General features: G+C 73.2%; 27 protein-coding genes, 1 pseudogene and 1 riboswitch. Of the genes and pseudogenes, 15 read left to right on the top strand and 13 right to left on the bottom strand.

What is annotated here, in order from left to right:
• Positions 1–42: 42 nt before the first annotated feature.
• The 5 genes from ybeY to ACWCHM_RS03345 all read left to right on the top strand — a co-directional run bounded on the left by ybeY (position 43) and on the right by ACWCHM_RS03345 (position 4,356).
• Positions 43–516, top strand: a complete 474-nt coding sequence (gene ybeY / locus ACWCHM_RS03325) for an rRNA maturation RNase YbeY (RefSeq protein ID WP_088644390.1) — start codon at positions 43–45, stop codon at positions 514–516.
• A complete protein-coding gene (locus tag ACWCHM_RS03330; protein ID WP_204959676.1) occupies positions 492–1,871 on the top strand; it encodes a hemolysin family protein in 1,380 nt (459 codons plus the stop codon). Before ybeY ends, ACWCHM_RS03330 begins: the two co-directional genes overlap by 25 nt.
• Positions 1,864–2,250: a cytidine deaminase gene (locus ACWCHM_RS03335; RefSeq protein WP_204959558.1), complete on the top strand. Its 387-nt coding sequence runs from the start codon at positions 1,864–1,866 to the stop codon at positions 2,248–2,250. The genes ACWCHM_RS03330 and ACWCHM_RS03335 overlap by 8 nt, the downstream gene beginning before the upstream one ends.
• Positions 2,247–3,143, top strand: a complete 897-nt coding sequence (era, locus tag ACWCHM_RS03340) for a GTPase Era (protein WP_145921275.1) — start codon at positions 2,247–2,249, stop codon at positions 3,141–3,143. Before ACWCHM_RS03335 ends, era begins: the two co-directional genes overlap by 4 nt.
• A gap of 130 nt (positions 3,144–3,273) precedes the next feature.
• On the top strand, positions 3,274–4,356 hold the full coding sequence (locus ACWCHM_RS03345; protein ID WP_421487639.1) for an acyltransferase family protein: 1,083 nt from the start codon (positions 3,274–3,276) through the stop codon (positions 4,354–4,356).
• Between the two features lie 16 nt (positions 4,357–4,372).
• Here the strand turns inward: ACWCHM_RS03345 and ACWCHM_RS03350 are convergent, their stop codons facing one another.
• Positions 4,373–5,149: a DUF4097 family beta strand repeat-containing protein gene (locus tag ACWCHM_RS03350; RefSeq protein ID WP_204959556.1), complete on the bottom strand. Its 777-nt coding sequence runs from the start codon at positions 5,147–5,149 to the stop codon at positions 4,373–4,375.
• A 102-nt stretch (positions 5,150–5,251) separates the two neighbouring features.
• On the opposite strand from ACWCHM_RS03350, the gene recO reads away from it, so the two are divergent.
• Together recO and ACWCHM_RS03360 are read left to right on the top strand one after the other, a co-directional pair.
• Positions 5,252–6,148, top strand: a complete 897-nt coding sequence (gene recO, locus ACWCHM_RS03355; RefSeq protein ID WP_204959555.1) for a DNA repair protein RecO — start codon at positions 5,252–5,254, stop codon at positions 6,146–6,148.
• A 32-nt stretch (positions 6,149–6,180) separates the two neighbouring features.
• The gene (locus ACWCHM_RS03360; RefSeq protein WP_204959675.1) at positions 6,181–6,957 is read left to right on the top strand and encodes an isoprenyl transferase; all 777 of its coding nucleotides are present in this window, start codon (positions 6,181–6,183) and stop codon (positions 6,955–6,957) included.
• A 220-nt stretch (positions 6,958–7,177) separates the two neighbouring features.
• On the opposite strand, the gene gndA is transcribed toward ACWCHM_RS03360, so the two are convergent.
• Positions 7,178–8,623: an NADP-dependent phosphogluconate dehydrogenase gene (gndA, locus tag ACWCHM_RS03365; RefSeq protein WP_204959554.1), complete on the bottom strand. Its 1,446-nt coding sequence runs from the start codon at positions 8,621–8,623 to the stop codon at positions 7,178–7,180.
• A gap of 379 nt (positions 8,624–9,002) precedes the next feature.
• On the opposite strand from gndA, the gene ACWCHM_RS03370 reads away from it, so the two are divergent.
• Entirely contained in the window at positions 9,003–9,254 is a 252-nt protein-coding gene (locus tag ACWCHM_RS03370) for a hypothetical protein (RefSeq protein WP_204959553.1), read from the top strand.
• Positions 9,255–9,408: 154 nt separating this feature from the next.
• Here ACWCHM_RS03370 and ACWCHM_RS03375 read toward each other — a convergent pair whose 3' ends face one another.
• Genes ACWCHM_RS03375 through ACWCHM_RS03385 form a run of 3 tightly spaced genes read right to left on the bottom strand, consistent with a single transcriptional unit; the run spans position 9,409 to position 12,313 of the window.
• Positions 9,409–10,209, bottom strand: coding sequence for an energy-coupling factor transporter transmembrane component T family protein (locus ACWCHM_RS03375; RefSeq protein ID WP_454221458.1), 801 nt, complete (start codon positions 10,207–10,209; stop codon positions 9,409–9,411).
• Positions 10,210–10,261: 52 nt separating this feature from the next.
• Positions 10,262–11,689, bottom strand: coding sequence for an ABC transporter ATP-binding protein (locus ACWCHM_RS03380; RefSeq protein ID WP_454221459.1), 1,428 nt, complete (start codon positions 11,687–11,689; stop codon positions 10,262–10,264).
• A 33-nt stretch (positions 11,690–11,722) separates the two neighbouring features.
• The gene (locus ACWCHM_RS03385; RefSeq protein WP_204959550.1) at positions 11,723–12,313 is read right to left on the bottom strand and encodes an ECF transporter S component; all 591 of its coding nucleotides are present in this window, start codon (positions 12,311–12,313) and stop codon (positions 11,723–11,725) included.
• 76 nt (positions 12,314–12,389) lie between these two features.
• A riboswitch (TPP riboswitch) is annotated at positions 12,390–12,495 on the bottom strand.
• A 111-nt stretch (positions 12,496–12,606) separates the two neighbouring features.
• On the opposite strand from ACWCHM_RS03385, the gene ACWCHM_RS03390 reads away from it, so the two are divergent.
• Positions 12,607–13,437, top strand: a complete 831-nt coding sequence (locus ACWCHM_RS03390; protein ID WP_454221460.1) for an alpha/beta fold hydrolase — start codon at positions 12,607–12,609, stop codon at positions 13,435–13,437.
• Positions 13,438–13,562: 125 nt separating this feature from the next.
• Entirely contained in the window at positions 13,563–14,066 is a 504-nt protein-coding gene (locus ACWCHM_RS03395) for a DUF6328 family protein (protein ID WP_145921266.1), read from the top strand.
• A gap of 99 nt (positions 14,067–14,165) precedes the next feature.
• Here ACWCHM_RS03395 and ACWCHM_RS03400 read toward each other — a convergent pair whose 3' ends face one another.
• Positions 14,166–14,333, bottom strand: a complete 168-nt coding sequence (locus ACWCHM_RS03400; RefSeq protein ID WP_204959548.1) for a hypothetical protein — start codon at positions 14,331–14,333, stop codon at positions 14,166–14,168.
• Positions 14,334–14,573: 240 nt separating this feature from the next.
• Here ACWCHM_RS03400 and ACWCHM_RS03405 point away from each other — a divergent pair, with 240 nt between their 5' ends.
• Positions 14,574–15,830 carry a cellulose binding domain-containing protein gene (locus ACWCHM_RS03405; protein ID WP_454221461.1) on the top strand — a complete coding sequence of 419 codons (1,257 nt, stop codon included), beginning with the start codon at positions 14,574–14,576 and terminating at the stop codon, positions 15,828–15,830.
• A 45-nt stretch (positions 15,831–15,875) separates the two neighbouring features.
• Here the strand turns inward: ACWCHM_RS03405 and ACWCHM_RS03410 are convergent, their stop codons facing one another.
• The 7 genes and pseudogenes from ACWCHM_RS03410 to ACWCHM_RS03440 form a co-directional block, all read right to left on the bottom strand.
• Entirely contained in the window at positions 15,876–17,339 is a 1,464-nt protein-coding gene (locus tag ACWCHM_RS03410; RefSeq protein WP_454221462.1) for a cellulose binding domain-containing protein, read from the bottom strand.
• 114 nt (positions 17,340–17,453) lie between these two features.
• On the bottom strand, positions 17,454–18,059 hold the full coding sequence (locus tag ACWCHM_RS03415) for a hypothetical protein (RefSeq protein ID WP_454221463.1): 606 nt from the start codon (positions 18,057–18,059) through the stop codon (positions 17,454–17,456).
• Positions 18,060–18,138: 79 nt separating this feature from the next.
• Positions 18,139–18,429 (bottom strand): annotated as a pseudogene (locus tag ACWCHM_RS03420) (ArsR/SmtB family transcription factor); the annotation flags it as partial.
• A gap of 43 nt (positions 18,430–18,472) precedes the next feature.
• On the bottom strand, positions 18,473–19,339 hold the full coding sequence (locus ACWCHM_RS03425; RefSeq protein WP_204959545.1) for a metal ABC transporter permease: 867 nt from the start codon (positions 19,337–19,339) through the stop codon (positions 18,473–18,475).
• Positions 19,340–19,342: 3 nt separating this feature from the next.
• Entirely contained in the window at positions 19,343–20,104 is a 762-nt protein-coding gene (locus ACWCHM_RS03430) for a metal ABC transporter ATP-binding protein (protein WP_454221464.1), read from the bottom strand.
• Positions 20,101–21,045 (bottom strand): metal ABC transporter substrate-binding protein, encoded by a 945-nt coding sequence (locus tag ACWCHM_RS03435; protein ID WP_454221465.1) that lies wholly within the window; start codon positions 21,043–21,045, stop codon positions 20,101–20,103. The genes ACWCHM_RS03430 and ACWCHM_RS03435 overlap by 4 nt, the downstream gene beginning before the upstream one ends.
• 54 nt (positions 21,046–21,099) lie before the next feature.
• On the bottom strand, positions 21,100–21,357 hold the full coding sequence (locus tag ACWCHM_RS03440; protein ID WP_204959542.1) for a DUF6703 family protein: 258 nt from the start codon (positions 21,355–21,357) through the stop codon (positions 21,100–21,102).
• 27 nt (positions 21,358–21,384) lie between these two features.
• Between ACWCHM_RS03440 and ACWCHM_RS03445 the strand changes: the two genes are divergently transcribed.
• The 4 genes from ACWCHM_RS03445 to ACWCHM_RS03460 all read left to right on the top strand — a co-directional run bounded on the left by ACWCHM_RS03445 (position 21,385) and on the right by ACWCHM_RS03460 (position 25,741).
• Entirely contained in the window at positions 21,385–21,726 is a 342-nt protein-coding gene (locus ACWCHM_RS03445; protein ID WP_454221466.1) for an antibiotic biosynthesis monooxygenase family protein, read from the top strand.
• A 171-nt stretch (positions 21,727–21,897) separates the two neighbouring features.
• Positions 21,898–22,371, top strand: a complete 474-nt coding sequence (locus ACWCHM_RS03450) for an Rv0361 family membrane protein (RefSeq protein ID WP_454223006.1) — start codon at positions 21,898–21,900, stop codon at positions 22,369–22,371.
• 116 nt (positions 22,372–22,487) lie between these two features.
• The gene (locus ACWCHM_RS03455; RefSeq protein WP_204926316.1) at positions 22,488–23,867 is read left to right on the top strand and encodes a glycine--tRNA ligase; all 1,380 of its coding nucleotides are present in this window, start codon (positions 22,488–22,490) and stop codon (positions 23,865–23,867) included.
• Positions 23,868–24,019: 152 nt separating this feature from the next.
• Positions 24,020–25,741, top strand: a complete 1,722-nt coding sequence (locus tag ACWCHM_RS03460) for a hypothetical protein (protein WP_454221467.1) — start codon at positions 24,020–24,022, stop codon at positions 25,739–25,741.

The following is a 25,741-nucleotide window of genomic DNA, read 5'->3' on the forward strand; positions in this document are numbered from 1 at the left end:
CAACGGGCCGGCCGACGCCGCCAACCAACCAGAGGAAGACAGTTGTCCATCGAGATCGCCAACGAGTCCGGTGCCGAGGTCGACACCGACGCGGTGCTCGCCGTGGCCCGGCACGCCCTCGACGAGATGGGGGTCAACCCGCTCGCCGAGCTGTCCGTGCTGCTTGTCGACATCGGCTACATGACCGAGCTGAACCATCGTTGGATGGGCGGCGACGGCCCCACCGACGTGCTCGCCTTCCCCATGGACGAGGGCAGCGTCGACCACGGCCCGGGGGAGAGCGCCCCGGCCGGCGGTGAACCGGCCCTGCTCGGCGACATCGTGCTCTGCCCGGAGGTGGCGGCCAAGCAGGCGGCCACCGCCGGGCACAGCGCGGCCGACGAGCTGCACCTGCTCACCGTGCACGGGGTGTTGCACCTGCTCGGCTACGACCACGCCGAGCCGGAGGAGGAGCGGGAGATGTTCGCCCTCCAGGCCCGGCTGCTGGCCAGCTGGCGGTCGACCCGGTCCCGGTGATGGACATAGTCGCGGCCGGTCCGACCGCCGGCCTTCCCGATCTTCAGCTGATCTTCTTCGCGGCCGGGCTGGTGGTGCTCGCCGGGCTGATCGCGATGACCGAGGCCGCGCTGGCCGCGGTCTCCCCGGCCCGCGCCGCGGAGCTGGCCCGCGACGGGGCGCGCGGCGCGCGTACCCTGCAGGCCGTCGCCGGTGACGTGGTCCGCCACCTCAACCTGTTGCTGCTGCTCCGGCTGCTCGCCGAGCTGACCGCCACCACCCTGGTCGCCCTGGTCGCGGTGGACAGCTTCGGCGCGGGCTGGCGGGCGGCGCTGGTGACCGCCGGGGCGATGACCGTGGTCAGCTTCGTGGTGGTGGGGGTGGCCCCGCGCACCCTGGGCCGGCAGCACGCGTACGCGGTGGGCCGGGCGGTGGCGCCGCTGGTGCGCTGGCTGGGTCGGGCGCTGAATCCGCTGGCCTCGCTGCTGATCCTGATCGGCAACGCGGTCACCCCGGGGCGCGGGTTCCGGGAGGGGCCGTTCGCCACCCAGGTCGAGCTGCGGGAACTGGTCGACCTGGCCGAGCAGCGGGGGGTGGTGGAGCACGGCGAACGCCAGATGATCCACTCGGTTTTCGCGCTCGGCGACACCATCGCCCGGGAGGTGATGGTGCCGCGCACCGAGATGGTGTGGATCGAGGAGGGCAAGACCCTCTCCCAGGCGTTGGCGCTGTTCCTGCGCTCCGGGTTCTCCCGTATCCCGGTGATCGGCGAGAGCGTCGACGACGTGCTCGGCGTGCTCTACCTCAAGGACCTCATCAGGCGTACCCGGGGTGGTGACCTGCGGGCCCACCAGACGCCGGTGGCCGAGCTGATGCGGCCGGCGACGTTCGTGCCGGAGTCCAAGCCGGTCGACGACCTGCTGTCGGAGATGCAGGCTGCCCGCAACCACCTGGTCATCGTCGTCGACGAGTACGGTGGCACCGGCGGCCTGGTCACCATCGAGGACATCCTGGAGGAGATCGTCGGCGAGATCACCGACGAGTACGATGTCGAGCGCCCGCCGGTGGAGCACCTGGCTGACGGCGCGGTGCGGGTCACCGCCCGGCTGCCGGTGGAGAACCTGGGCGAGTTGTTCGACACCGAGCTGCCCACCGACGAGGTGGAGACGGTCGGTGGTCTGCTGGCGCAGGCCCTGGGGCGGGTGCCGATCCCGGGTGCCGACGCCGAGGTGGCCGGCCTCAAACTGGTCGCCGAGGGCACTACCGGCCGACGTAACCGGATAGACACCGTGCTGGTCAGCCGGGTGCCGTCGGACGGTCCCGATTCCCGTGACGGTCAACACAGCACCGAGGAGAGGCAACCCGCCGATGCCTGAGACACCCGTCGAGCCGGCCGCCCGGCCCACCCCGTCCGATCCGGCCGGGTTGAGCGCCGAGGACGGCAAGCTGGTCGTGCTGGCCCGTGGCGCCCGTGCCCGGGTGGCCGCCGTGGAGGGCGCGGCGGTCCGCGACCAGGACGGCCGGACGTACGCGGCGGCGAGTGTCGCGCTGCCCTCGTTGACGGTGACGGCATTGCAGCTCGCGGTGGCGTCGGCGGCGGCGGCCGGGGCGAGCCGGTTGGAGGCGGCGGTGGTGGTGACCGAGGCGTCGACGTTGGACGGGGCGGGTCACGCCGCGGTCCGGGACCTGTCCGCCGACGCGCCGATCCACGTGGCCGCGCCGGACGGCACGGTCCTCGGCACGGTGATCGAGTGACCGGCGTGGAGCAGCGGCCGTACCGGGCGGGGTTCGGGTGTTTCGTCGGGCGGCCGAACGCCGGCAAGTCGACCCTGACCAACGCGATCGTCGGCACCAAGATCGCGATCACCTCCAACAAGCCGCAGACCACCCGGCACGTCATCCGGGCCGTGCTGCACCGGCCGGATTCGCAGTTGGTGCTGGTCGACACCCCGGGCCTGCACCGGCCGCGCACCCTGCTCGGCGAACGCCTCAACGACCTGGTGCGCACCACCTGGACGGAGGTCGACGTGATCGGCCTCTGCATCCCGGCCGACGAGCCGGTGGGCCGGGGCGACCGGTTCATCAGCGGCGAGCTGAGCGAGTTGAAGGCCACCGTGCTCGCCGTGGTCACCAAGACCGACCTGGTGGACAAGCGGCGGCTGGCCGAGCAGTTGCTCGCGGTCAGCGAGCTGGCTGACTTCGCCGCCGTGGTGCCGGTCAGCGCGGTCTCCGGGCACCAGGTGGACACCCTGGTCGACGTGATGACCGGTCACCTGCCGCCGTCGCCGCAGCTGTATCCGGACGACATGCTCACCGACGAGCCGGAGCAGGTGCTGGTCGCCGAGCTGATCCGGGAGGCGGCGCTGGAGGGGGTCCGCGACGAGCTGCCGCACTCGATCGCCGTGGTGGTGGAGGAGATGATCCCCGAGGGGCAGCTCATGAAGATCTACGCCGACGTCTACGTCGAGCGGCCCAGCCAGAAGGCGATCGTGCTGGGTCACCGGGCCAGCCGGCTCAAGGAGGTCGGCACCACCGCCCGTAAGCAGATCGAGGAGCTGCTCGGCACCCGGGTCTATCTGGACCTGCACGTCCGGGTGGCCAAGGAGTGGCAGCGCGATCCGAAGCAGTTGCGCAAGCTCGGGTTCTGATCGCGTGCGGCTGGTGGAATTCGGACCCTGATATGGGAAGTTTCACGTCAGGTACCGATTAGCAGCGGTTTCACAGGTCGGGTGCGCAGGGTAGGGGACGTCCATCCGTCCCCCACATAGATGCAGCCTGATGCGTAACCGATATCTGGATCTGCTCCGGTTCCTGGCCATCGTCCGGGTCGTGGTCTACCACGTCACCGGGCTGGCCTCGCTGACGCTTGTCTTCCCGGCCATGTCGGTCATGTTCGCCCTGGCCGGATCGCTGATGGCCGCGTCGCTGGACCGCTCCGGCGTGCCTGCGGTCGGGCGTCGGCTGCGCCGGCTGCTGCCCTCGCTGTGGGTGGTGGCGGCGGTCTTCGTCCCGGCGATGCTGCTCACCGGCCTGGTGTTCACCCCCCGGGTGGTGCTCTGGCTGTTCCCGGTCGCCGACCCGCCCGCCAACTACTGGGGTGGGCTGGCGCTCAGCCCGATCTGGTACCTGCGGGACTACCTGTGGTTCGTGCTCGTCTCCCCGGTGGCGCTGTGGCTGTTCCGGCGGGTGCCGCTGCCCACCCTGGCCGCCCCCTACCTGCTGCTGATCGCGATCGAGGCGGGTCTGTTCACCACCACCTCGGCGGTGCTGCAGCACTTCGGCCTGTACTTCGGTGCCTGGCTGCTCGGCTTCGCCCACCACGACGGGTTGTTGCGCCGGCTGGCCGGCCGGGTGCTGGTGCCGGCGGCGCTGCTGCTGGCCGGGGTCGGTGCCGGCTGGATCCTCACCCACCCCGGGCCGCGCGGCTACGACCTCAACGACATTCCGCTGGGCAACGCCCTGTGGTCGGCGGCGTTCATCCTGGTGGTCATCGGCCGGGCCCCGGCCACCGCCGCCTGGGTGGACCGCAACCTGATCGTCAGCCGGCTGGTGACGATCGTGAACCGGCGCGCGTTGACCGTCTACCTGTGGCACATGCCCTTCGTGGTGGCGCTCACCCCGCTGGTCGGGCTGGTCGGCTGGTCACCCCGCGACCCGTGGGGGCTGGCCATCCGGGTGGTGCTGGTCTTCCTCCTGGTCGGCGTGGTGACCCTGCTGGTCGGCTGGGTCGAGGACGTGGCGGCCCGCCGCCGCCCCGAGCTGGTCCCCGGCCGGCGGCCGGCCCGACCGGTGCCGGCGACGCCCGTCGTCCCGGCCCCCCGGACACCCGGGGCCGACACCGTCGAGATCAGGGCCCGCTGAGGTACGCCGGGACGCCTCACCGCTGTACGACCGTCACGTTCCCGCTGTCGGCCTCCAGGTCCAGCACCAGCGACGCCGTCGGATCGTTGGTCACCCCGATCTCGGCCTCCCCCGAGTCGACGTTCGACTTCACCCGGTAGCGGCCCGCCGGCACCGTCAGCTCGACGTCCCCGCTGCCGGCGTGGGCCCGGGCCGAGGCCGCGGTGCTCAGCACGAGCGTGATGTTGCCGGAGTCGGTCGTGGCCGAGACGTCGCCGCCGAGCCGGGTACCGGTGACGTCACCCGAGGACGCCCGCAGGTCGACCGGGCCGGCGACGTTGAGCACCTCGATGTTGCCCGAGCCGGTCTCGGCCCGCACCGGGCCGCTGGCGTCGGCGATCCGCAGGTTGCCCGAGCCCAGGGAGAAGTCGACCGACCCGATCTTGGCCAGCTCGACGTCACCGGAGCCGGTCTCGCCCTGCACCCGCACCCCGGGCGGGGCGGTCACCTCGTACGACACCGAGCAGCGGGGGCCGCAGCCGGTGTCCAGCATCAACTCGTCGCCGGTGATCTGGTACGTGGTGTCGGGCTGGTCGCCCTGGTAGCGGAGCACCCGCTTGACGCGTACGCCGGTGGCCGGGCCGGTGGCCCGCACCACGACGTCCCCGGAGCCGGGCCGGACGGTGATCCGGGCGATCGTCGCCGCCTCGGTGGTGTCGAAGTCCAGCCGCCGGAACGCGAGTGTGTCGCACCCGGTGGCGAGGATGAGGGCGGCGGTCGCGCCGAGGGCGACCGCGCTGCGGGGAAGTGCCATGACCAGCAACCTACGACCGTCGTACCCCGGCGCACATCCGGGGCGCAGCGCCGGGCCACCCCGATCCGACCCTGATTTCCCACCCCGAGAGAGAATGACCCGATGGCCGGGTACCGCCGACAGCTCTACCGCGACGACGCGGTGGTGCTGCGTGTGCAGAAGCTGGGCGAGTCCGACCGGATCATCACGCTGCTGACCCGCCGGCACGGCCGGCTGCGCGCGGTGGCCCGGGGGGTACGCCGCACCACCAGCAAGTTCGGTGCCCGGCTGGAACCGTTCGGGCACGTCGACCTCCAGCTCGCCGGGGACCCGAAGGGCAACACCGGCAGTTCGCTGCACAGCGTCAGCCAGGTCGAGGGGATCGACCTGTACGGCAAGCGTTTCCTCGGGGACTACCCCCGGTACACGGCGGCGAGCGCGATCGCGGAGACCGCCGAACGCCTCACCCCGGTCGAGCGGGAGCCGTCGCTGCGGCTGTTCCAGCTCACCCTCGGCGCGCTCAAGGCGCTGTCCCGGGGCGAGCACGCCACCACGCTGGTGCTCGACGCGTACCTGCTGCGCGGGATGAGCCTCGCCGGGTGGGCGCCGGCGTTGACCGCCTGCGCGGTCTGCGGCACCCCGGGGCGGCACCGGGCGTTCTCCGTACCGGCCGGGGGTGCGGTCTGCCCGGACTGCCGGCCGCCCGGCGCGGCCCACCCCGCGCCGGCCACCATCGACCTGATGTCCGCCCTCACCAGCGGCGACTGGCAGGTCGCCGACGCCACGGCCACCGGGGTACGCCGGGAGTGCAGCGGCCTGGTCGCGGCGCACCTGCAGTGGCACCTGGAACGCGCGCTACGCTCGCTGCCGCTGGTCGACCGGGACGGCCCGCCGCACACCGGCCCGGCCGGCGGCGTGCCGGCCGGGGATGACGGCGGTGCGCCGGGTGGCCACCGGGGTGGCCGGGTGCTGCCGCCCCGGGTCGGTGTGGAGGGTGTGGACAGGGAGATGACCGAGTGATCCGATCGTTGAGGTCCGGCCGGCGGGAGCCGGTGCCGCCGACCCCGCACCCGTCGGGGGCACGTCCGCCGGCGCTGCCCGCGGAGGCGTTGCCGAAGCACGTCGCGGTGGTGATGGACGGCAACGGCCGCTGGGCCAAGGAGCGCGGCCTGCCCCGCACCAAGGGCCACGAGCAGGGCGAATACAGCCTCTTCGACACCGTCGAGGGGGCGATCGAGCTGGGCGTGCCCTACCTGTCGGCGTACGCCTTCTCCACCGAGAACTGGCGGCGCTCGCCGGACGAGGTCCGGTTCCTGATGGGCTTCAACCGGGACGTCATCCGCCGCCGCCGCGACCAACTGGTCGACCTGGGGGTGCGGGTGGTGTGGTCGGGGCGGGCCGGTCGGCTGTGGAAGAGCGTCATCGCCGAGTTGCAGACCGCCGAGGAGATGTCCCGGGGCAACTCGACGCTGACCCTCCAGTTCTGCGTCAACTACGGCGGCCAGGCCGAGATCGCCGACGCCGCCGCCGCGATCGCCCGGGAGGTGGCCGCCGGTCGGCTCGACCCGGACCGGATCACCGAGAAGACCGTGGCGAAGTACCTCTACCACCCGGAGGTCCCCGAGGTGGACCTCTTCCTGCGCCCCTCCGGCGAGGAACGGATCTCCAACTTCATGCTCTGGCAGTCGGCGTACGCGGAGCTGGTGTTCCTGGACACCCTCTGGCCGGACTTCGACCGCCGCCACCTGTGGTACGCCTGTGAGCTGTACGCCAAGCGGGACCGCCGCTTCGGTGGCGCGCTGCCCAACCCGGTCGCCCCGCCGCGCTGACCGGGCCACGGCTGTCGGCGCGCGTGTGCCGCTGACCACCTGTCGGCCCGACCGTCTCCGGTCGACCGACGAGGACACCGGCCCCGATACGTCGGAACGCCCCGCCGGACCGGTGTCGGACCGGTCCGGCGGGGCGTCGCGTGCCGTCGTGGCCCCGGACGGGCGTGCCGCCCGGTGGCCGGTGCGGTGCGGACACCGCACCGGCGTCGAGCAGGTGTGGTCAGCCGGCCACTTCGGAGCGGTCGGCGGTCGCCCACAGGGTGTGGAACGCGCCCTCCCGGTCGACCCGGTGGTAGGTGTGCGCGCCGAAGTTGTCCCGCAGGCCCTGGATCAGGGCCGCCGGCAGCCGCTCCGCGCGCAGCGCGTCGAAGTAGGCCAGCGACGAGGAGAAGGCCGGGGTGGGCACGCCGGCCCGTGCCGAGTCCGCCACCACCCGCCGCCAGCTCGGCACGCCGTCGCTCACCGCTTCGGCGAAGTACGGGGCGACCAGCAGCGTTGGCAGCTCCGGCTGCGAGTCGTACGCCTCCCGGATGCGGTCCAGGAAGCGGGCCCGGATGATGCAGCCGCCCCGCCAGATGGTGGCGGTGCCGCCCAGGTCGATGTCCCAGTGGTACTCGCGGCTGCCGGCCCGGATCTGGTCGAAGCCCTGCGCGTACGCGACGATCTTGCTGGCCAGCAGCGCCCGGCGGACGTCCTCGACGAACGCGTCCCGGTCCTCGACCTGCCACTTCTCGCCCGCGTCGCCGAAGGTGCGGCGGGCCGCCTCACGCTGGCCGGCGTGCCCGGACAGCGACCGGGCGAAGGTCGCCTCGGCGATGCCGGTGATCGGGATGCCCAGGTCGAGGGCGATCTGCACCGTCCAGCGGCCGGTGCCCTTCTGCTCGGCCTGGTCGAGCACCACGTCGACGAACGCCTTGCCGGTGGCGGCGTCGGTGTGCGCCAGCACGTCGGCGGTGATCTCGATGAGGAACGACTCCAGCTCGCCGGTGTTCCACTCCCGGAAGATCTCCGCGATCTCCGCCGGGGTCGCCCCCAGCCCGGCCCGCAGCAGGTCGTACGCCTCGGCGATGAGCTGCATGTCGGCGTACTCGATGCCGTTGTGGACCATCTTGACGAAGTGGCCGGCGCCGTCGGGGCCGACGTGCTGGCAGCACGGGACGCCGTCCACCTGCGCGGCGATCTTCTCGAACATCGGCCCGAGCTTCTGGTAGGACTCCGCCGAGCCGCCCGGCATGATGCTCGGCCCGAGCAGCGCGCCCTCCTCGCCGCCGGAGACGCCGGTGCCGACGAAGTGCAGCCCGTGCTCGCGCAGCGTCTCCTCCCGGCGGCGGGTGTCGGCGAAGTGCGCGTTGCCGGCGTCGACGACGATGTCGCCCTCCTCCAGCAGCGGCACCAGCTCGTCGATGACGGCGTCGGTGGGGGCACCCGCCTTGACCATGACGATCACCGCGCGGGGCCGCTCCAGCGAGCCGACGAAGTCCGCCAGGGACTCCGACGGCACGAAGGTGCCCTCGTCACCGTGCTCGGCGACCAGGCTGCGGGTGCGCTCCGGGGAGCGGTTGTGCACCGCCACGGTGAACCCGTTCCGGGCCAGGTTGCGGGCCAGGTTGCGACCCATCACCGCCAGCCCGGTCACGCCGATCTGCGCCGTCGCCTGTTGCGTCATCTCGTACCCGCCACCTCTCACGTCACCTGTGTGTTGTGAACCTATCGCGCGCCCGCGAGGGCCGGCAGCCGCCGTCCACCCAGTGTCACAGGGTGGTCGCGTGCGCCCGACCGGGGCCACCGCCGTCGGCCGCGCCGAAAAGCGGGTGCGTCGGGTGCGGGGGTCGGTTAGCGTGATGGCATGCGCATCTGACGCCCTTCTCTCCAGAGCCGACCCGCCGCCGAGGCTGCGGGTCCGCGTGCTCGGGCGTCCGCGTCTCCCACTTCTCCCCGCAGGGGATGACCCGTGGCCGGCCGTTCGGAGCAGATCCCGTCCGTCGACCGCCCGCCCGCCGCCCGTGTGGCAGGGCGGCCCTCCGCACCTCGTCAGGAGGCAGCGTATGCCCGCCAAGCGCAGTCCGAAGAAGTCCCGTCGTCCCGTACCGTCCCCGGTGGAGGTGGACGCGTCGGCGCTCGCGGCACTGACCGTGACGCCCGTGCGCCCGGTTCCCCTCGCCGTCGCGTCGTCCCACCCGGACGCCGCCGCCCGGCCGACGCCGCCCCCACCGCCGTCGCGGTCGGGCCGGTCGGTCCGGGCCGGCTCCACCACCGCCCAGGGCCAGAACCGGCGGTACGCCTTCCGCCGCAGCTGACCCGCCTCGGCCGGGTCCCGCTTCGGCCGGGGTCCCGTCCGGGCCGGCGGCCCGTTACCCAGTGAGCCGAAACAGCGGTATCCGAGGGCTCGGATACCGCTGTTTCGGCTCCATTGCATCGGCGGCCTGCCGTTCGGCGTGCCGTGCGGGCGGGTCAGCCGATCAGGGGGCGGAAGGTGCCGAGGAGGACGCTGACCGCGAGGGCACCGCCGGCCAGGACGGCTGCTCCGGCGACGAGCAGCCAGTCGGCCGGGCGGAACACCTGGCGGCGGGCCACCGTACGCGGGGTGCCGGCGTCGAAGCCCCGGGCGTCCATCGCCACCGCCAGCCGGGTGCCGCGCCGGATCGCCCCCACCAGCAGGGCGAACGCCGTGGCGGCGAAGAGCCGCAGCCGGGCCAGCGGGTTACGGCCGGCGTCCACGCCCCGGGCCCGCCGGGCCATGGTCAACATCTGCCACTCCTGGCCGAGCAGCGGCACCAGCCGGAACGCGGCCAGCGCGCCGATCGCGAAACGGGCCGGGGCCTTCGCGTTCTGCACCAGCGCGTCGGCCAGGTCGGTCGGGTCGGTGGTGGCGAACACGATCACCCCGGGCAGCGCGACCGCGAGCATCCGTAACACCAACCCGAGCGCGGTGACCAGCACCCCCGAGGTGACCACCAGCGGCCCGGCGGCCCAGAGCACCGGGCCTGAGCGGTCGGCGGCGAACAGCACCAGGGTGACCAGGATCCCGACGGCACCGGCCAGCAGCGGCCACGCCCGGCGGGCCAGCACCCGGTAGCGGATGCCGAACAGCGGCAGCAGCGCCAGCTCGACGGCGATGGCGACCGCCGGTGCGACCGGGTCGAGGCTGGCGACCAGCACGAACGAGAAGACCAGCCCGGCCGCGAGCTTCGCCACCGGGTTGCGTCGGGCCAGCGGCGCACCGGGCGTCGCGACCGGTTCCAGGCCGATCACGACCGCCCCCACGCCTTCGGGTGGGCGGTGCGGGGGAGCCGGGTGGGGGCGCTCACGGCTGCTCCCGGGCGGGGCGCAGGGTGACCGTCCGGTCGGCGAGCGCGGCGACGAAGTCCCCGTCGTGGGTGACGGTGACCACGCCGTGTCCGGCGTCACGTAGGTCGGCGAAGAGGTCGACCAGCTCACCCCAGGTGCGGCGGTCCTGGCCGAAGGTGGGTTCGTCGCAGATCAGCAGCCGGGGCGCGGTGGCCAGGGCGGTCGCCACGCTGAGCCGCCGGGCCTCCCCACCGGAGAGGGTGTACGGGTTGGCCCCGGCGAGCCGGGTCAGCCGCAGCCGCTCCAGCAACTCGTCCACGGTGGCCCGGACGGCCGGCTCGGGGCGACCCGTGCGGCGCGGACCGAGGGCCAGTTCGTCGCGGACGGTACGGGTGACGAACTGGTGCTCCGGGTCCTGGAAGACCGAACCGATCCGGCCGGCCAGGGCGGGGGCCCGCCACCGGTGCGGGGGCGTGCGGGTGTCCCCGCCGGCCAGGGCGGCGGTGGCGGTCAGCCGGCCGGTCCCGGGGCGGAGCAGGCCGCCGAGCAGCAGCGCGAGGGTGGACTTGCCGGCCCCGTTGGGCCCACGGACGGCGAGCGCCTCGCCGGCGTGTACCACCAGGTCGGTGGGGGCCAGCCGGGGTGGCAGGCCGAGCCGGTCGGCGGTGAGCAACTCCGCGCCGGGCGGGCCGGCGGCCGGCCGGGTCGCGGTGGGGTGGCCGGGCACCCACACCCCCTCGGCGGCGAGCGCGGTCCCGTGCGCGGCGAACACCGCATCCGGTGTCCCGTCGGCCCGGACCCCGCCGCCGGGGGTCAGCACCACCACCCGGTCGACCAGGGGCAGGGCGTCGGCGACCCGGTGTTCGACCAGGACCAGTGTGGTGTCGTGGTCCACCGCGCCGGCCACCGCACCGCGCACCAGCTCGGCCCCGGCCGGGTCGAGGTTGGCGGTCGGCTCGTCGAGCAGCAGCAGCCCCGGCCGCAGCGCCAGCACCCCGGCCAGGGCGAGCCGCTGCTGCTCGCCGCCGGACAGCGCCGCGGTGGGCCGGTCCCGGTGGTACGGGAAACCGACCCGGCGCAGCGCCTCGTCCACCCGGGGCCAGATCTCGTCGCCGGGCACCCCCCGGTTCTCCAGCCCGAACGCGACGTCGTCGCCGCAGCGGGCCATCACCAGCTGGGACTGCGGGTCCTGGAAGACGGTGCCGACCCGTTCGCGGGCCTTGGCCGGGTCGAGGCCGTCGATCTCGACGGTGCCCTCCTGCTCGCCGGAGTCCGCCGGCAGCAGCCCGGCCAGCGCGGCCAGCAGGGTGCTCTTGCCCGCCCCGGACGGCCCCAGCAGCAGCACCCGTTCCCCGTGGTCGATGCGCAGGTCGACCCCGCGTACCGCCCAAGCCCGCCGCCCGGCGTGCCGCCAGCCGAAGCCGACCAGCCGCACCCCGGTCACGCCGGCGACCCCTCCCCGCTCGTCACGGCAGGGTCAGACGAGCGTGCGGTCGCGGGCGGCGGGGAACCTGTCGAGCACCCCGGTCTCGGCCAGCGCCCGGGTCAGGTACCAGCCGCCGACCCCGGCGACGACGGCGGCGCTGAGCACGGTCAGCGCCGCGTACGGCAGGCGGTAGCTGGCCAGGGCGTACTCGGAGTTCCAGACGAAGAAGTCGAACAGGGCGGCGCTCAGCCCGGTCATCGCCCCGGCGAGCACCGCCACCGGCAGCCGGTACGCCCGGTAGCGGAACGCGGCGAAGGCCAGTTCCGCGCCGAGACCCTGGATCAGGCCCTGCACGATGGTGATGCCGCCCCATTCCGCGCCGAGCAGCGCGGAGACGGTGGCGGCGACGGCCTCGCAGAACAGGGCCGCCCCGGGCTTGCGGATGACCAGGCCGCCGAGCACGGCCGGGACGAGCCAGACGCCGTACATCACGGCCTGGCTGGCCGGTGCGGCGGCGAAGGCCGGGTCGGCGGCCTTCCAGACCAGCCCCCAGGCCCAGAAGATGACGCCGAAGGCGACGGCGATCACGGCGGCGACCACGATGTCGATGGTGCGCCACCGGTTGGTGGTGGTGTGCTGCATGTCGGTGCCTCCCAGTCCAGCGATCGAACCAGGAGAAGACGCACGCCGCGCCCGGCGGCAGCCGGACGGCGGCGCGGCTGGAGGTCGACCGAACTCCCTGCGCTGGCATTACCCAGATCAGGTTCGAGGGTCTGCGGGCGGTGCCCGCACTCTCAGCGCTGTGCGCTCCCCTGTCGGATGTGAAGTTGTCTCGGCAGACGCTAGCACCGACCTGCGGCAACGGCCCAGCAGGTCATGGTTCCCGGCATTGCACGCCCGGGCGGGGGCCCGGGCCACTGGGTAGGCTGCCGATCATGCAGGTGAGCGCGCGCGGCCTGACGTTCGACGTACGGGCCGGTGGCCCCGAGGGCGGCGAGGCGGTGCTGCTGCTGCACGGCTTCCCCCAGCACGGTGGGGAGTGGGACGCGGTGACGCCCGCCCTGCACGCCGCCGGGCTGCGCACGTTCGCACCCGACCAGCGGGGTTACTCGCCCGGGGCCCGTCCCGCCGAGGTGGCCGACTACCGGCTGCCGGAGCTGGTCGCCGACGCGGTGGCGGTGCTGGACGCGCTGGGCGTCGACACCGCGCACGTGGTGGGGCACGACTGGGGCGCGGTCGTCGCCTGGGCGCTGGCGGCGGGGCATCCGCAGCGGGTGCGTACCCTCACCGCGGTCTCGGTGCCGCACCCGGCCGCCTTCGGGTACGCGCTGGCCACCGACCGCCGGCAGCGGGCGCGCTCGGCGTACATGGCGTTGTTCCGCCGGGCGGGCCTGGCGGAGAAGGTGCTGCTGGCCGGGCGGGGGGTGGTGCTGCGCCGGCTGCTGTCCGGCGTCGGCGACCCGGCCCGGGTGGCCGGGTACGCCGGGCCGCTGCGGACGCCCGGCGCGTTGACCGGGGCGCTGAACTGGTACCGGGCGATGTCGGGGCGGGACCTGAAGGCGGTCGGCCCGGTGGGCGTGCCGACCAGCTACGTGTGGAGCGACCGGGACGTGGCGATCGGGCGGGCCGCCGCGCAGGCGTGCGTGCGGCACGTCTCGGGGGACTACCGGTTCGTGGTGCTGGGCGGGGTGACCCACTGGATTCCCGACGAGGCGCCGGGCCGGTTGGCCGAGGTGATCCTGGCCCGGGTGCACGGCTCTGCCTGAGGACGCGTGGACGCGGGCCGATCGGGGTTCGTGAATCGGTTTCGGGCGATCGCGGATCGGGCACAGGCGTTGCTGCCGACGGGGGGTGCCCCCGTCGGTCGTACCGTCTGAACCGGAGGTAGCGCGTGTCGAAGGAATCCGAGAAGCAGCGATGGCAACGCAACTTCGCCGATCTGCTCCAGGAGCTGCGGGTCGCCCAGACCGGCGTGCAGATCCTCTTCGCCTTCCTGCTGACCCTGCCGTTCAGTAACGGGTTCACCCGGACCAGCGAGTTCCAGCGGGACGTCTACATCCTGGCCCTGCTGTCCGCCGCCGCGGCCACCGCGATGATCATCTCGCCGGTCGCCTTCCACCGGGCGCTGTTCCGCCAGGGCCGCAAGCCGGAACTGGTCCGCTTCGCGCACCGGATGGCCTCCGGCGGGCTGGCCTTCATGCTGGTCGCGATGGTGAGCGCGGTCCTGCTGATCGCCGACTTCGTGCTCGACACCGGCATCGCCGTGGTGCTCACGGTGATCACCGGCCTGTGGTTCCTGACCTTCTGGGTGATCCTGCCGTTCGCCAGGCGCAACTGGGGTGACGACGACATCGATGACGACGATGACGACCCGGTGGTGCTCAACGGGGACTGATCCCGCCCGTGGGTGGTGGATGCGGTGGGCCGGGGGCCCGTCCGGGCCGACGGTGGCCGGGGCGGGCCCCCGGCCCGTCCGCCGGTCGGGGCCCGCGGGTCAGCGGGCGATGGCCCAGGCCAGCACGGCGGCCAGGATGAGCCCGTTGAGCAGCGCCAGCACCAGGTACGCCTGCGGCGGGATCTTGCGTCCGCGCCGGACGAAGCTGACCAGCACGCCGGCGTACGCCAGCAGCAGCACGGCGATGACGATCAGGAAGTAGAGCACTGCACCACCCTAGACGAGCCGGTTGCGGTGCCCGACGACCGAGCGCGACCACCCGCGGCCCGGTGCGGCGTCGCCCGGCGTGTCGGCCCGACCGGGCGAAGGTGGGAGAGCAGATTAATATCGAGTAACATCGATTTTTGCCTCCTCCCGTCCCGGGTGCGGCCATCGTCGCGGGGCTCGGGCGGCCGTCCAGATGGGGGCGGGCGACGCCGGCCCGGCACCGGCGACTAGGAGCACACCATGAGAGCAGCACGGCGACGTCTCGCCGGACTGGGCGCGATCACCCTGGCGGTCCTCGCCGGCGGGGTGGCGGTCGCGGCCGGGAACGCCACCGCGGCGGCCACCGGCTGCCGGGTCGACTACAAGGTCACCAGTGAGTGGCAGGGCGGCTTCGGCGCGGACGTGACCATCACCAACCTCGGCGACCCGGTCACCGGCTGGACGCTCACCTGGGCGTTCGCCAGCGGACAACGGGTCAGCCAGGCGTGGAACGCCACCGTCACCCAGAACGGGACGGCGGTCAGCGCCACGGACGTCGGCTACAACGGCACCATCGGGACCGGGGCCGCCGTCAGCTTCGGGTTCAACGGCGCGTGGACCACCGCCAACCCGGTGCCCACCGCGTTCGCGCTCAACGGGGTCTCCTGCACCGGCGCGACCCCGACCGTCACGCCCTGCCCGCCACCGTCCACCCCGCCGACCCCGACGCCCACCCCGACTCCGACGCCCACCCCGACCCGCACCCCCACGCCCAGCCCGACGCCCTCGACGCAGCCGCCGGTCACCGTGTGGCTGGCCGGTGACTCCACCGTCGCCAACCCGTCGTCCAGCGGGGCCTGCCCGGTGGGCTGGGGCAACCAGTTCAGCCAGTACCTCAACGCCAACGCCACCGTGGTCAACAGCGCGGTCGGCGGGCGCAGCATCCAGACCTGGCTGTACGACCCGAACGTCACCACCACGATGAACTCGGCGGGCGAGTGCGTGGTCAACCCGCAGACGTACTCGACCCGCTGGCAGGCGATGCTCAACGCCAACGGTGGGATGAAGGCCGGTGACTACCTGTTCATCCAGTTCGGCATCAACGACGGCAGCACCACCTGCAACCGGCACGTCGGCTCGGCCCGCTACAAGGAACTGCTCGGCGTGATGGCCCGCGCGGCCCAGCAGCGCGGCGCGTACCCGATCTTCCTCACCCCGGCCGCGGCGATCACCTGCTCGGGCAGCACCGCCGTGGGCAACCGGGGCTTCCTCACCGAGACCTTCGACGCGGGCCGGGCCAACAACGTGCCCGTCATCGACCTGCACAAGCTGAGCTACACGCTCTACAACACGCTGAAGCTCTGCCCGAACAACGGCGACTACAACTCGGGCGCGGTGGGCGCGTTCTTCTGCGCCGACCACACCCACTTCGAGACGGCCGGGGCCCGGCAGATCGCCGGCGTGGTCGCCACCGCCCTGCGTAACCAGCAGCTCGGCCTCGCGGCCTACCTGCGCTGACGGTGTGCGGTCGGGCGGCCCCGGACCGGGGCCGCCCGAGCACGGTCAGGACAGCGTGCAGGCGGTGCCGTTGAGGGTGAAGCCGGCGGGGCGGCTGTTCGTGCCGGTGACGTCGGCCAGGAAACCGAAGCTCGTCGTCGCGCCGGCCGCGATCGTGCCGTTCCAGGCGACGTTGGTCGCGCGGACGGTGCCGCCGCTCTGCGTGTAGCCCGCATTCCACGCCTGGCTGATCCGCTGGCCGTCGGCGAAGCTCCACTGGAGCGTCCAGCCGTCGACCGGGGCGGTGCCGGTGTTGCGGATCGTCACCTCGCCCTGGAAGCCACCCTGCCACTGCCCGGTGACCGCGTACCCGACGGCGCAGCCGGTCCCGCCGGCCGGCGGCGTGGTCACCGGCGGCGCGGTGGTGGTCGGGGGCGCGGTGGTCACCGGCGGCGTGGTGGGCGGTGTGGTGGTGGGGGTGGGCGTCGGCGTGGTGGACAGCTTCGCCGCGATGACCGGGGCGAGCCGGGCCGTGATCGCCCGGTGCCCGGCGTCGTTCGGGTGCACCGAGTCGCTGAGCCCGTCGGCCGGCAGCCAGCCGGTGGTGTCCACGTAGAACACGTTGCGGTCGCCGCCCCCGGTGACCGTGCTGACGGCGGCGGCGGTCTCCGCGGCGTACCGGCCGCTGAAGGTGCGCAGCGCGAAGATCGCCGCGCGCGGGTACTTGCCCCGCACGGTACGGATGAACGTGGCGTACTGGTTCTGGAAGTCCGCGCCGCTCACCCCGTGACTGCGGTCGTTGGTGCCCAGGTTGATCACCACGGCGTCGGCCTGGTAGCGGCTGAAGTCCCAGGCCGGGCTGTTCGCCGCGTACCCGGTGCGGAGGAACTGGCTGGCGACGCTGACGCAGCCGTCGGCGGTGGCGACCAGGCAGCCCCCGCCGTAGCCGAGCTGGGTGTGTTCGGTGCCGAGCTGCTCGCCGGTCAGCCAGCCGTACGCGGTCAGCGCCGTCCGCGACGAGGTGGTGCCCAGGGTGATGGAGTCGCCGACGAACTCGATCAGCTGGGGCCGGACCGCCGCCGGCAGGGTACGCGCGCCCGAGTCGAGGGTGAGCCCCTGGAACACCGCGTCCCCGGTGTACGAACCGGCGACCACCCGGTACGACACCACCAGCGTGTGGTTGCCGGCGCGCAGCGGGGTCGGGGTCAGGTTGACCGTGCCGCTGACGTTGGTCAGGTAGCGGAAGTCGGCCCCGTCGATGCTGTAGTAGAGGTCGATGGTGCTGCGCTGCCGCAGCTTGACCGTGGTGCCGGTGAACCCGGTCTTCAGGTAGGCACCCGCCCAGTTCGGCACGTACGCGCTGCTGTTGCTGCGGTCCCAGCGGCCGACGAACGCGATGTTCGCGTCGGTGGGGGAGCCGTCACCGGTGGCGGCGCTGGCCGGGGGCAGGCCGATGAGGGTGGCGGCCAGCACCGCCACCACCCCGGCGGCTCCCGCCGCGAGGATCGACCGACTGCGGGACACGGGCATGGGGACGCTCCCTCTCCGGGCCGTCCGTGCCGACGCACGCCGACGGCTTGCAGACCTAAGACATTTACCATCATCTAAGCCTGCGGGTCGGGGAGACACAACAGGTGACGGTGCCTAGCGGCCGGCGCGCAGGCCGAGTCGGCGCAGCTCCAGGGCGGCGAGCGCGTCGACGGTGGCGTCGTCGCCCCGCCGCCACGCCTGCGCCACGTCCGGGTCGATCTTGGTCAGCCGGCGCAGCGGCTGACTGGTCAGCGCGCGCAGCGCCAGCAGGTCCCGGCCGGCCGGCCCGGCGGCGAGGGCCTTCGCCGACGCGGCCCGGCGCATCCAGCGCAGCCGCAGCGGCAGCCAGCCGAACAGCACCAGCCCGAGCGGGAAGACCAGCACCGCGATGGCCAACGCCCACGCCAGCTGACCGACCAGCTCCTGCTGGTCGCGGCCAGCCTCGGCCACCGCCCGGGCGGCGTCGGCGGCCTTGGTGAACGGGCCGGTCAGCTCGTCGCCGACCAGCGGCACCCGGCCCACCTTTCCGCCGGCCTCGGCCAGGTTGTCGGCGAGGCCGCCGCCGGCCCCCTCCAGCTTCCGCCCCGGTACGGCGAGCTTCTCCACCAGGTCGTACAGCCACATCGCGAAGCGGATCGCCGCGTAGACCCAGACGACGACGAGGAGATCGGTGAGGAACTGGCGGAGGGCGACCGGAAAACGGTCAGCGTAGATCTTCACGGCCGACAGCGTGCCACGACGCGGGCCGCCCGGCACCCCCCGCGCGCCCGGCTGCCGGTGCCCCGGCGGGCGACGGCCCCTCCCCGGCATGGCTGACCGCGTCGGCGACGATGTGCGCGACGTGCTCGTCGACCAGGGCGTAGGCGATCTCCCGGCCGCGCCGGGAACCCCGCACCACCCCCGCGCCGCGCAGCACCCGCAGGTGCTGGGAGACCAGCGGCTGCGGTGCGCCGAGCTGCTCGACCAGCTCGTGCACGCACCGCTCGCCCTGGGCCAGCTCGCTGACGATCGCCAGCCGGATCGGCGCGGACAGCGCCCGGAGCAGCTCGCCCGCGCCCTCGAAGGCGTCGTAGCCGTGGGTGCCGGTCACTCCGTAACGGTAACCAACACCGGTGACGGTACGCCGGTCGGCGTCACCGCAGCACCACCTCGTGCGGCTCCGGGGTGCTGGCGACGGTCGGGGTCCCCCGGCGGCGCAGCACCCGCCGGGCGGCTGCGGCCAACGCCACCACGAGGAACGACGCGATCGCCAGCAGCACCACCGAGGCGCCGGGGGCGGTGTCGGCGGTGGCCGCCACCCACACCCCCGCCCCGGCGGCGAACAGGCCGAGCGCCATGGCGGCCGTCATGGTGCTGCGGAAACCCCTGGTGACCTGCTGCGCGGTGGCCACCGGCACCACCATCAGCGCGCTGATCAGCAGGACCCCGACGGCCCGCATGGCGATGGTGACGGTGACCGCGGTGGCGACCGCCAGCAGCATGTTCAGCGCCCGCACGGGCAGCCCGGCGACCCGGGCGTACTCCTCGTCGTGGCAGACCGCGAACAGCGCCGGGCGCAGCGCCAGCATGAGTACCGCGATGCCCGCGCCGAGCACCGCGATGGTGGTCAGGTCGGCGGGGGAGGTGGTGGTGAGCGAGCCGAACAGGTAGGCGTTGAGGTTGGCGCTGCTGGCGTCGGAGAGGCCGACCAGCATCACCCCACCGGCGATGCCGCCGTAGAACAGCAGGGCCAGCGCCAGGTCGCCGGAGGTACGGCCGCGGGCCCGGACCAGCTCGATGGTGACCGCGCCGAGGATCGCCGCGACCACCGCCACCAGCACCGGGGAACGGTTGAGCAGCAGGCCCGCCCCGACGCCGGTGAGCGCGACGTGGCCGATGCCGTCACCGATCAGGGCCAACCGCCGCTGCACCAGGTAGATGCCGAGGGCGGGGGCGGCCAGCCCGATCACCAGGGCGCCGACCAGCGCCCGCTGCATGAAGTCGTACTGGAAGAGGTCCATCGTTCAGCTGCTCCACAGCCCGGCGGGCTCCTCGGGACCGTGCGGGTGCACGTGGTCGTGGTCTGGCTCGGCGTGGTGTCCGGCCGGTTCCGGCACCGGGCCGTCGTGGCAGACGCCGCCCTGGTGCACCACCACGGCCCGGCTGATCAGCGGGCGCAGCGGCCCCAGCTCGTGGGCGACCAGCAGCACGGTGCCGCCGGTGCCGACGAAGTCGTGCAGCGCCCCGGCGAACGCCTCCTGGCTGGCCGCGTCGACCCCGGCGGTCGGCTCGTCGAGCACCAGCAGCTCCGGCTCACCGGCCAGGGCGCGGGCGATCAGGGTGCGCTGCTGCTGGCCGCCGGAGAGGGTGGCCACCGGGTCCCGGGCCCGGTCGGCGAGCCCGACCGCGCGCAGCGCCGCCTCGACCGCGGTCCGGTCGGCCCGGCCGGGTGGGCGCAGCACGCCCCGGCGGGCCAGCCGTCCCGAGGCCACCACCTCGGCGACGGTGGCCGGCACGCCGCTGCCGGCCCCGAGGCGCTGCGGGACGTAGCCGATCCGGTGCCACTGCCGGAACCGGCGCTGCGGGACGCCGAACAGCTCGACCGTGCCGGCGCCCAGCGGGACCAGCCCGAGCACCGCCCGGATCAGGGTGGACTTGCCGGAGCCGTTGGCCCCGAGCACGGCCACCACCTCGCCGGCGGTGACGGTCAGCGAGACGTCCCGCAGCACCGGCCGGCCGTCGTAGCCGGCGGTGGCGTGCGCGACCTGGATGACGGGAGCGGTCACGAGCACCCCAGGGCGGTACGGAGCGTGGTCAGGTTGGTGCGCATCACCGAAAGGTAGTCCCCACCGCCGTCAGTGGAGAGCCCTTCGATCGGGTCGAGCACCGCGGTCTTCGCGCCGACCTCGGCGGCGATGGTCTCGGCGACCTTCGGACTGACCAGCGTCTCGAAGAAGATCGTGGTGGCGCCGTGCTCGCGGGCCTCGCGGGCGACCTCGGCCAGCCGCTGCGGGGCGGGCTCGGTGTCCGGGGTGAGCCCGGTCAGGCCGATCTGCTCCAGCTGGTAACGCTCGGCGAGGTAGCCGAAGGCGGCGTGGCTGACCACGATCTCCCGGCGCTGGCAGGTCTTCAGGCCGGCGGCGTACTCGGTGTCGAGCTTCTCCAGCTCGCCGCGCAGCGTCCGGGCCCGGCCGGTGTACTCGGCGGCCCGACCGGGGTCGACGACGCCGAGTCGTTCGGCCAGCCTGTCGGCGACGGTGGCCAGCCGGGTCGGGTCCAGCCAGAGATGCGGGTCCTTGCCGCCGTTCTCCTCCTCGGCGTGACCGTCCTCACCCTCGTGGTCGTGTCCGCCGGCTGTCGCGTCGCGCAGCGGCGCGACGGTCGTCACGTCGAACGCCCGGTCGGCGGCGTTCTGCGCGACGGCCTCGTCCACCGCCGGCTGGAAGCCCTTGAGGTAGAAGACCAGCTCGGCCTCGCTGACCTGGCCGACCTGGCGGGGGTTGAGTTCCAGGTCGTGTGGCTCGGCGCCCGGCTTGGCCAGGTTGGTCACGGTGACCGCGTCCCCGCCGACCCGCTCGGCGACGAACTGGAGGGGGTAGAAGGCGGCGACCACGTCCACCCGGTCCGGGTCGGCCCCGGCGCCCTCGGTCGAGCAGGCGGTGAGACCGATCAGGGCGAGCAGGGCGGTGGCGGCGGTCAGGGCACGGAACCGGGTGCGGGCGATCATGTCGGCAACTGTCCGTGAAAACGAGAATGATTGTCAAAAACGCATGAGTGCATGTCAGAAGAGCTTGACCAGGGCCACCGCCACCAGCAGCGTCACCATCACCAACCGGATCAGCCGGGTCTGCGACGCCTGCACCGACCAGGTGACAGTCAGCAGGTAGACCAGCCCGGCGGCCAGCGCCAACAGCAGCAGACCACCGACCGGGCCGGGCGCGAAGAGCGCCACCAGCACCAGCGCGAGGGTGGCGAGGAACACCGACGTCGGGTTCGCCCGGGCCAACCGGGCCAGCACGGGGCGCTGCGTAGGCTGCATCCCACAGACTCTACGAGGAGGAACCCGGTGCTGGTCACCAACCGGTTCGTGGTCGCCGTCGAGGCGGCGGACGACTTCACCGCGAGGGCGCACGCCGCGCTGGCCGCGCTCGCCGCCCGCCCCGGCTACCGGCGCGGTGAGCTGCTGCGGGCCCTCGACGACCCCCGGCACTGGTGCCTGCTCACCGAGTGGGAGTCGGTCGGCACGTACCGGCGGGCGCTGGGCGGCTTCGACGTCAAGATCACCGCCGTGCCGCTGCTCGCCGAGTCGGTCGACGAACCCTCGGCGTACGAGAGGCTGGCCGGCGCGGCCCCCGACGGCGAGGTGGTGGTGGTCGACAGTGATCGGGCCGCGAGTCCGCACCGTTGAGCCGGGGGGCACTACCCTGCTCCTATGACCGCTCCCGGCCCGGCAGCCCCACCGCCGTACCCCGCGACACCCGGCCCGGCCGGCGCACCGCCGCCCGCCGGCCCGGGGGGCCCGGGGACGCGCCTCCCGCCGGGTGACCCGGGCGTGCCCACCCCGCCGTCGGACCCGGGCGTGCCCCCGCCGCCCCAGGGTCCCGGGGTGGCCCCGCCGTTCGCCGCCCCGCCCACCGAGGGCAGCCGCAAGCGGCTCTGGCTGGGCCTCGGCGTCGGCGCGCTGGCCCTGCTGATCTGCTGCGGCGGTGGCGGTGCGGCGGCCGTCGGGCTGGTGGTCAGCAACGTGCAGGCCATCGAGGAACAGGGCCAGGCGGTCACCGACGACTACTACCGTGCCCTGGTCGCCAAGGAGTACGGCAAGGCGTACGACACCCTCTGCGAGGACGCGCGGCGGCGGGAGTCCCGGGGCGAGTTCTCCCGCCGGGTCGCCGAGGAACCGGCCGTGGCCAGCTACCGGGTCGGTGACGTCGACCCGCAGACCCTGACCGTGCCGGTCGACGTCACCTTCAGCGGCGGCGGGCGGGACACCCAGCAGGTCACCCTCGCCGCCGACCAGCAGAGCGGTGGCATGGAGGTCTGCGGGGTCAGCTGAGCCGTCAGCGGTATTCTGCTGGGCCCGGGGCGCTGCTGGTCGTACCGTTGTCCCGGGCCGTCCGGTCCCACCCGTCTTCATGGCCACGCCGACCGCCAGCCGGCGTAGGAGGAAACATGCCAGCCGACCGTATCGACGCCGTCGTCAGTCTCGCCAAGCGCCGAGGCTTCGTCTTTCCCTCCAGCGAGATCTACGGAGGCACCCGGTCGGCGTGGGACTACGGTCCGCTCGGCGTGGAGCTGAAGGAGAACGTCCGCCGGCAGTGGTGGAAGGCGATGGTCCAGCAGCGCGACGACGTCGTCGGCCTCGACTCGGCGGTCATCCTCGCCCGCAAGGTCTGGGAGGCCAGCGGCCACCTCGCCGAGTTCGTCGACCCGCTGACCGAGTGCCAGTCCTGCCACAAGCGGTTCCGCGCCGACCACCTGGAGGAGGCGTACGCCGAGAAGCACGGCAAGCCGCTGACCTCGTTGCAGGAGCTGAACTGCCCCAACTGCGGCAACAAGGGCACCTTCACCGAGCCGAAGATGTTCAACGGCCTGATGAAGACCTACCTCGGCCCGGTGGAGAGCGACGAGGGCCTGCACTACCTGCGTCCGGAGACCGCCCAGGGCATCTTCGTCAACTACAACAACGTGGCGACCGCCGCCCGCAAGAAGCCGCCGTTCGGCATCGCGCAGACCGGCAAGTCGTTCCGCAACGAGATCACCCCGGGCAACTTCATCTTCCGCACCCGCGAGTTCGAGCAGATGGAGATGGAGTTCTTCGTCGAGCCCGGCTCCGACGAGCAGTGGCACGAGTACTGGTTGCAGGAGCGCTGGAACTGGTACCTCGACCTGGGCCTGTCCGAGGAGAACCTGCGCTTCTACGAGCACCCCAAGGAGAAGCTCTCCCACTACTCGAAGCGCACCGTCGACATCGAGTACCGGTTCCGGTTCGGCGGCACCGAGTTCGCCGAGCTGGAGGGCGTGGCGAACCGCACCGACTTCGACCTGGCCACGCACAGCAAGCACTCCGGTGTCGACCTGTCGTACTTCGACCAGACCCGCAACGAGCGCTGGGTGCCGTACGTCATCGAGCCGGCCGCCGGCCTGACCCGCGCGGTGCTGGCCTTCCTGCTGGAGGCGTACGACGAGGACGAGGCCCCGAACACCAAGGGCGGCGTCGACAAGCGCACCGTGATGCGGTTCGACCCCCGGCTGGCCCCGGTCAAGGTGGCGGTGCTGCCGCTGTCCCGCAACGAGGCGCTCTCGCCCAAGGCCAAGGGGCTCGCCGCCCAGCTCCGCAAGCGCTGGGTGGTGGAGTTCGACGACTCGCAGGCGATCGGCCGCCGCTACCGCCGGCAGGACGAGATCGGCACCCCGTTCTGCGTCACCGTCGACTTCGACACCCTCGACGACGACGCGGTGACCGTGCGGAACCGGGACACCATGGCCCAGGAGCGGGTCGCCCTCGACCAGGTCGAGCGCTACCTGATCGAGCGCCTGCCCGGCTGCTGACCCCGACCGCCGTCGTACCGGCCCCGCCCCGCTGACCGGGTCGGGGCCGGCGTGGCCCGGTCAGCGGTCGACATCTTCGACCGTCCGGTTGTTGAGCCCGCCCGGATCCCGTGCGAGCATTCCCCGCGTTGAATCTCTACACGGGGGTGTACATGACGCGTGCGTCGCAACCGGACCACGTGGCAGGCCAGGGCGAGGGTCAGGGCCACGACCCGGACCGGCGGCGGCTGCTGCGCCGGGCCGCCACGGTCGCCGCCACCACGGCCGGCGCGGGCGTCGCCGCCACCGTCGGCCTGCCCGGTGCCGCCCAGGCCGCCCCGGGCGACCAGCTCATCATGGGTACGACGAACGAAGCCGGCCCGGCCACCACCACGCTGCACAGCTACAACGACCGAGCCACCCTGATCCTGGAGAATCCGGTCGGTGCCCCGCTACGGCTGATGCCCGGCACCGACCTCTACCCGCAGGTGCTGGACTCCGAGGTGGGCACGCTGGCAGTCGACCATGAGGGTGACCTGTTCGTCCGGGCCGGCGCGGACAGCGGCGCGAACGGCACCAACGGCTGGGCCTGGACCAGCGAGTGGGCCACCACCTCGGTCGCCGTCCCTCCCACCCGGGTGCTCGACACCCGTGACGTCGACCTTCGGCGGCACATCGTCTCCGGTGCCGGAACCCTCGACCCGACGGGGCGGGTCGTGCCCGGCAAGCCCATCGTCGTCAGTCTGGACTCCTACGTCCGGGACGGCTACGCGATGAAGGGCAACGTCACCGTGGTCGGGATGACGGGCTCCGGTGTGCTCACCGTCTGGGGCACCGGGCCCAAGCCGGCGGTGTCGACCGTGAACTGGTCGACCGCCGGCACCATCCTGTCCAACTTCCTCTTCACGGAGCTGGGGGCGACCGGGGCGTACCGCAGCGTCATCACGATCCAGTCGACCACCTCGCCGACCCACGTGATCGTCGATCTGACCAGCCTGTTGGTCGGTCACCCGAGTCAGGTCCGACCCGGCGGTGGGGCGTGGGTGGGCCGGACGGGACCGTCGCACGCCGCGCCGGCCGCGGCGGCCAACGGGGAACCGCTCACCATCGGCCTGCCCAATCAGGGCTCCGCCGCCACGACGCTGCGAACCGCGGCACCCGACGGTGCCTGCGCGCTGACCCTGCAGAACCGCACCGGTGCCCCACTGCAGGTGCAGCGCAAGAGCAACTATCAGGATGTGGCCGGTGGGGTGATCTCCACGGTCAAGGGCCTGGGTGTGCTGGCCACCGACGCCAACGGCAACGTCCGGACATACGAGGCGCACACCACGGCGAACTCGACCATGCTGGTGCCGATCCCGCCCACCCGCATCCTGGACACCCGTTCCCCGGCCGGCCGGGCCCGGCTACTGGAGGGGGCGCAGCGGATCGACTCGCAGGGCCGGGCCGCCGCAGAGACCCTGCTGGTCGTGCACCTGCGCGACATCGTGGAGTACGGCGACGGACTGTTCGGCAACGTCACCGTGGCCAAGACGGCGAAGGGCGGCTTCGCGACGGTCTTCGGCCGGGGCGACCTGCCCAACGCCTCCACGATCAACTGGTGGAGTGCCGGACAGTTGCTCTCCAACGGTGTGCTCACCCAACTGGGCGCCTACGAGACCGTCGACGGCGAGTACTACGAGGACGTCGTCGCGATCTACGTGCAGAAGAGCGCCGCCGCGGTGATCCTCGACGTGACCGGACTACTGGTCTGGCATCCGGATGCCGCCGTCATCAACGACCCGGAGGGGGGCCGGGCGGGACGCGCCGCCGGTTCGGGCACCGCCGACGTGCGGGCCCGTGAGATCAGGACGGCCGCCGAGCGGGCCGACCGGAAGGTGCGGACCGGTGCGTGA

It is taken from the genome of Micromonospora sp. SCSIO 07396 (assembly GCF_053667945.1).

Coding starts and splice junctions, on each gene's coding strand:
- ACWCHM_RS03335 (WP_204959558.1), top strand. CDS start 1,864: ATGCCTGAGACACCCGTCGAGCCGGCCGCCCGGCCCACCCCGTCCGAT.
- ACWCHM_RS03345 (WP_421487639.1), top strand. CDS start 3,274: ATGCGTAACCGATATCTGGATCTGCTCCGGTTCCTGGCCATCGTCCGG.
- ACWCHM_RS03350 (WP_204959556.1), bottom strand. CDS start 5,149: ATGGCACTTCCCCGCAGCGCGGTCGCCCTCGGCGCGACCGCCGCCCTC.
- recO (WP_204959555.1), top strand. CDS start 5,252: ATGGCCGGGTACCGCCGACAGCTCTACCGCGACGACGCGGTGGTGCTG.
- gndA (WP_204959554.1), bottom strand. CDS start 8,623: ATGACGCAACAGGCGACGGCGCAGATCGGCGTGACCGGGCTGGCGGTG.
- ACWCHM_RS03370 (WP_204959553.1), top strand. CDS start 9,003: ATGCCCGCCAAGCGCAGTCCGAAGAAGTCCCGTCGTCCCGTACCGTCC.
- ACWCHM_RS03385 (WP_204959550.1), bottom strand. CDS start 12,313: ATGCAGCACACCACCACCAACCGGTGGCGCACCATCGACATCGTGGTC.
- ACWCHM_RS03390 (WP_454221460.1), top strand. CDS start 12,607: ATGCAGGTGAGCGCGCGCGGCCTGACGTTCGACGTACGGGCCGGTGGC.
- ACWCHM_RS03405 (WP_454221461.1), top strand. CDS start 14,574: ATGAGAGCAGCACGGCGACGTCTCGCCGGACTGGGCGCGATCACCCTG.
- ACWCHM_RS03410 (WP_454221462.1), bottom strand. CDS start 17,339: ATGCCCGTGTCCCGCAGTCGGTCGATCCTCGCGGCGGGAGCCGCCGGG.
- ACWCHM_RS03425 (WP_204959545.1), bottom strand. CDS start 19,339: ATGGACCTCTTCCAGTACGACTTCATGCAGCGGGCGCTGGTCGGCGCC.
- ACWCHM_RS03435 (WP_454221465.1), bottom strand. CDS start 21,045: ATGATCGCCCGCACCCGGTTCCGTGCCCTGACCGCCGCCACCGCCCTG.
- ACWCHM_RS03440 (WP_204959542.1), bottom strand. CDS start 21,357: ATGCAGCCTACGCAGCGCCCCGTGCTGGCCCGGTTGGCCCGGGCGAAC.
- ACWCHM_RS03455 (WP_204926316.1), top strand. CDS start 22,488: ATGCCAGCCGACCGTATCGACGCCGTCGTCAGTCTCGCCAAGCGCCGA.
- ACWCHM_RS03460 (WP_454221467.1), top strand. CDS start 24,020: ATGACGCGTGCGTCGCAACCGGACCACGTGGCAGGCCAGGGCGAGGGT.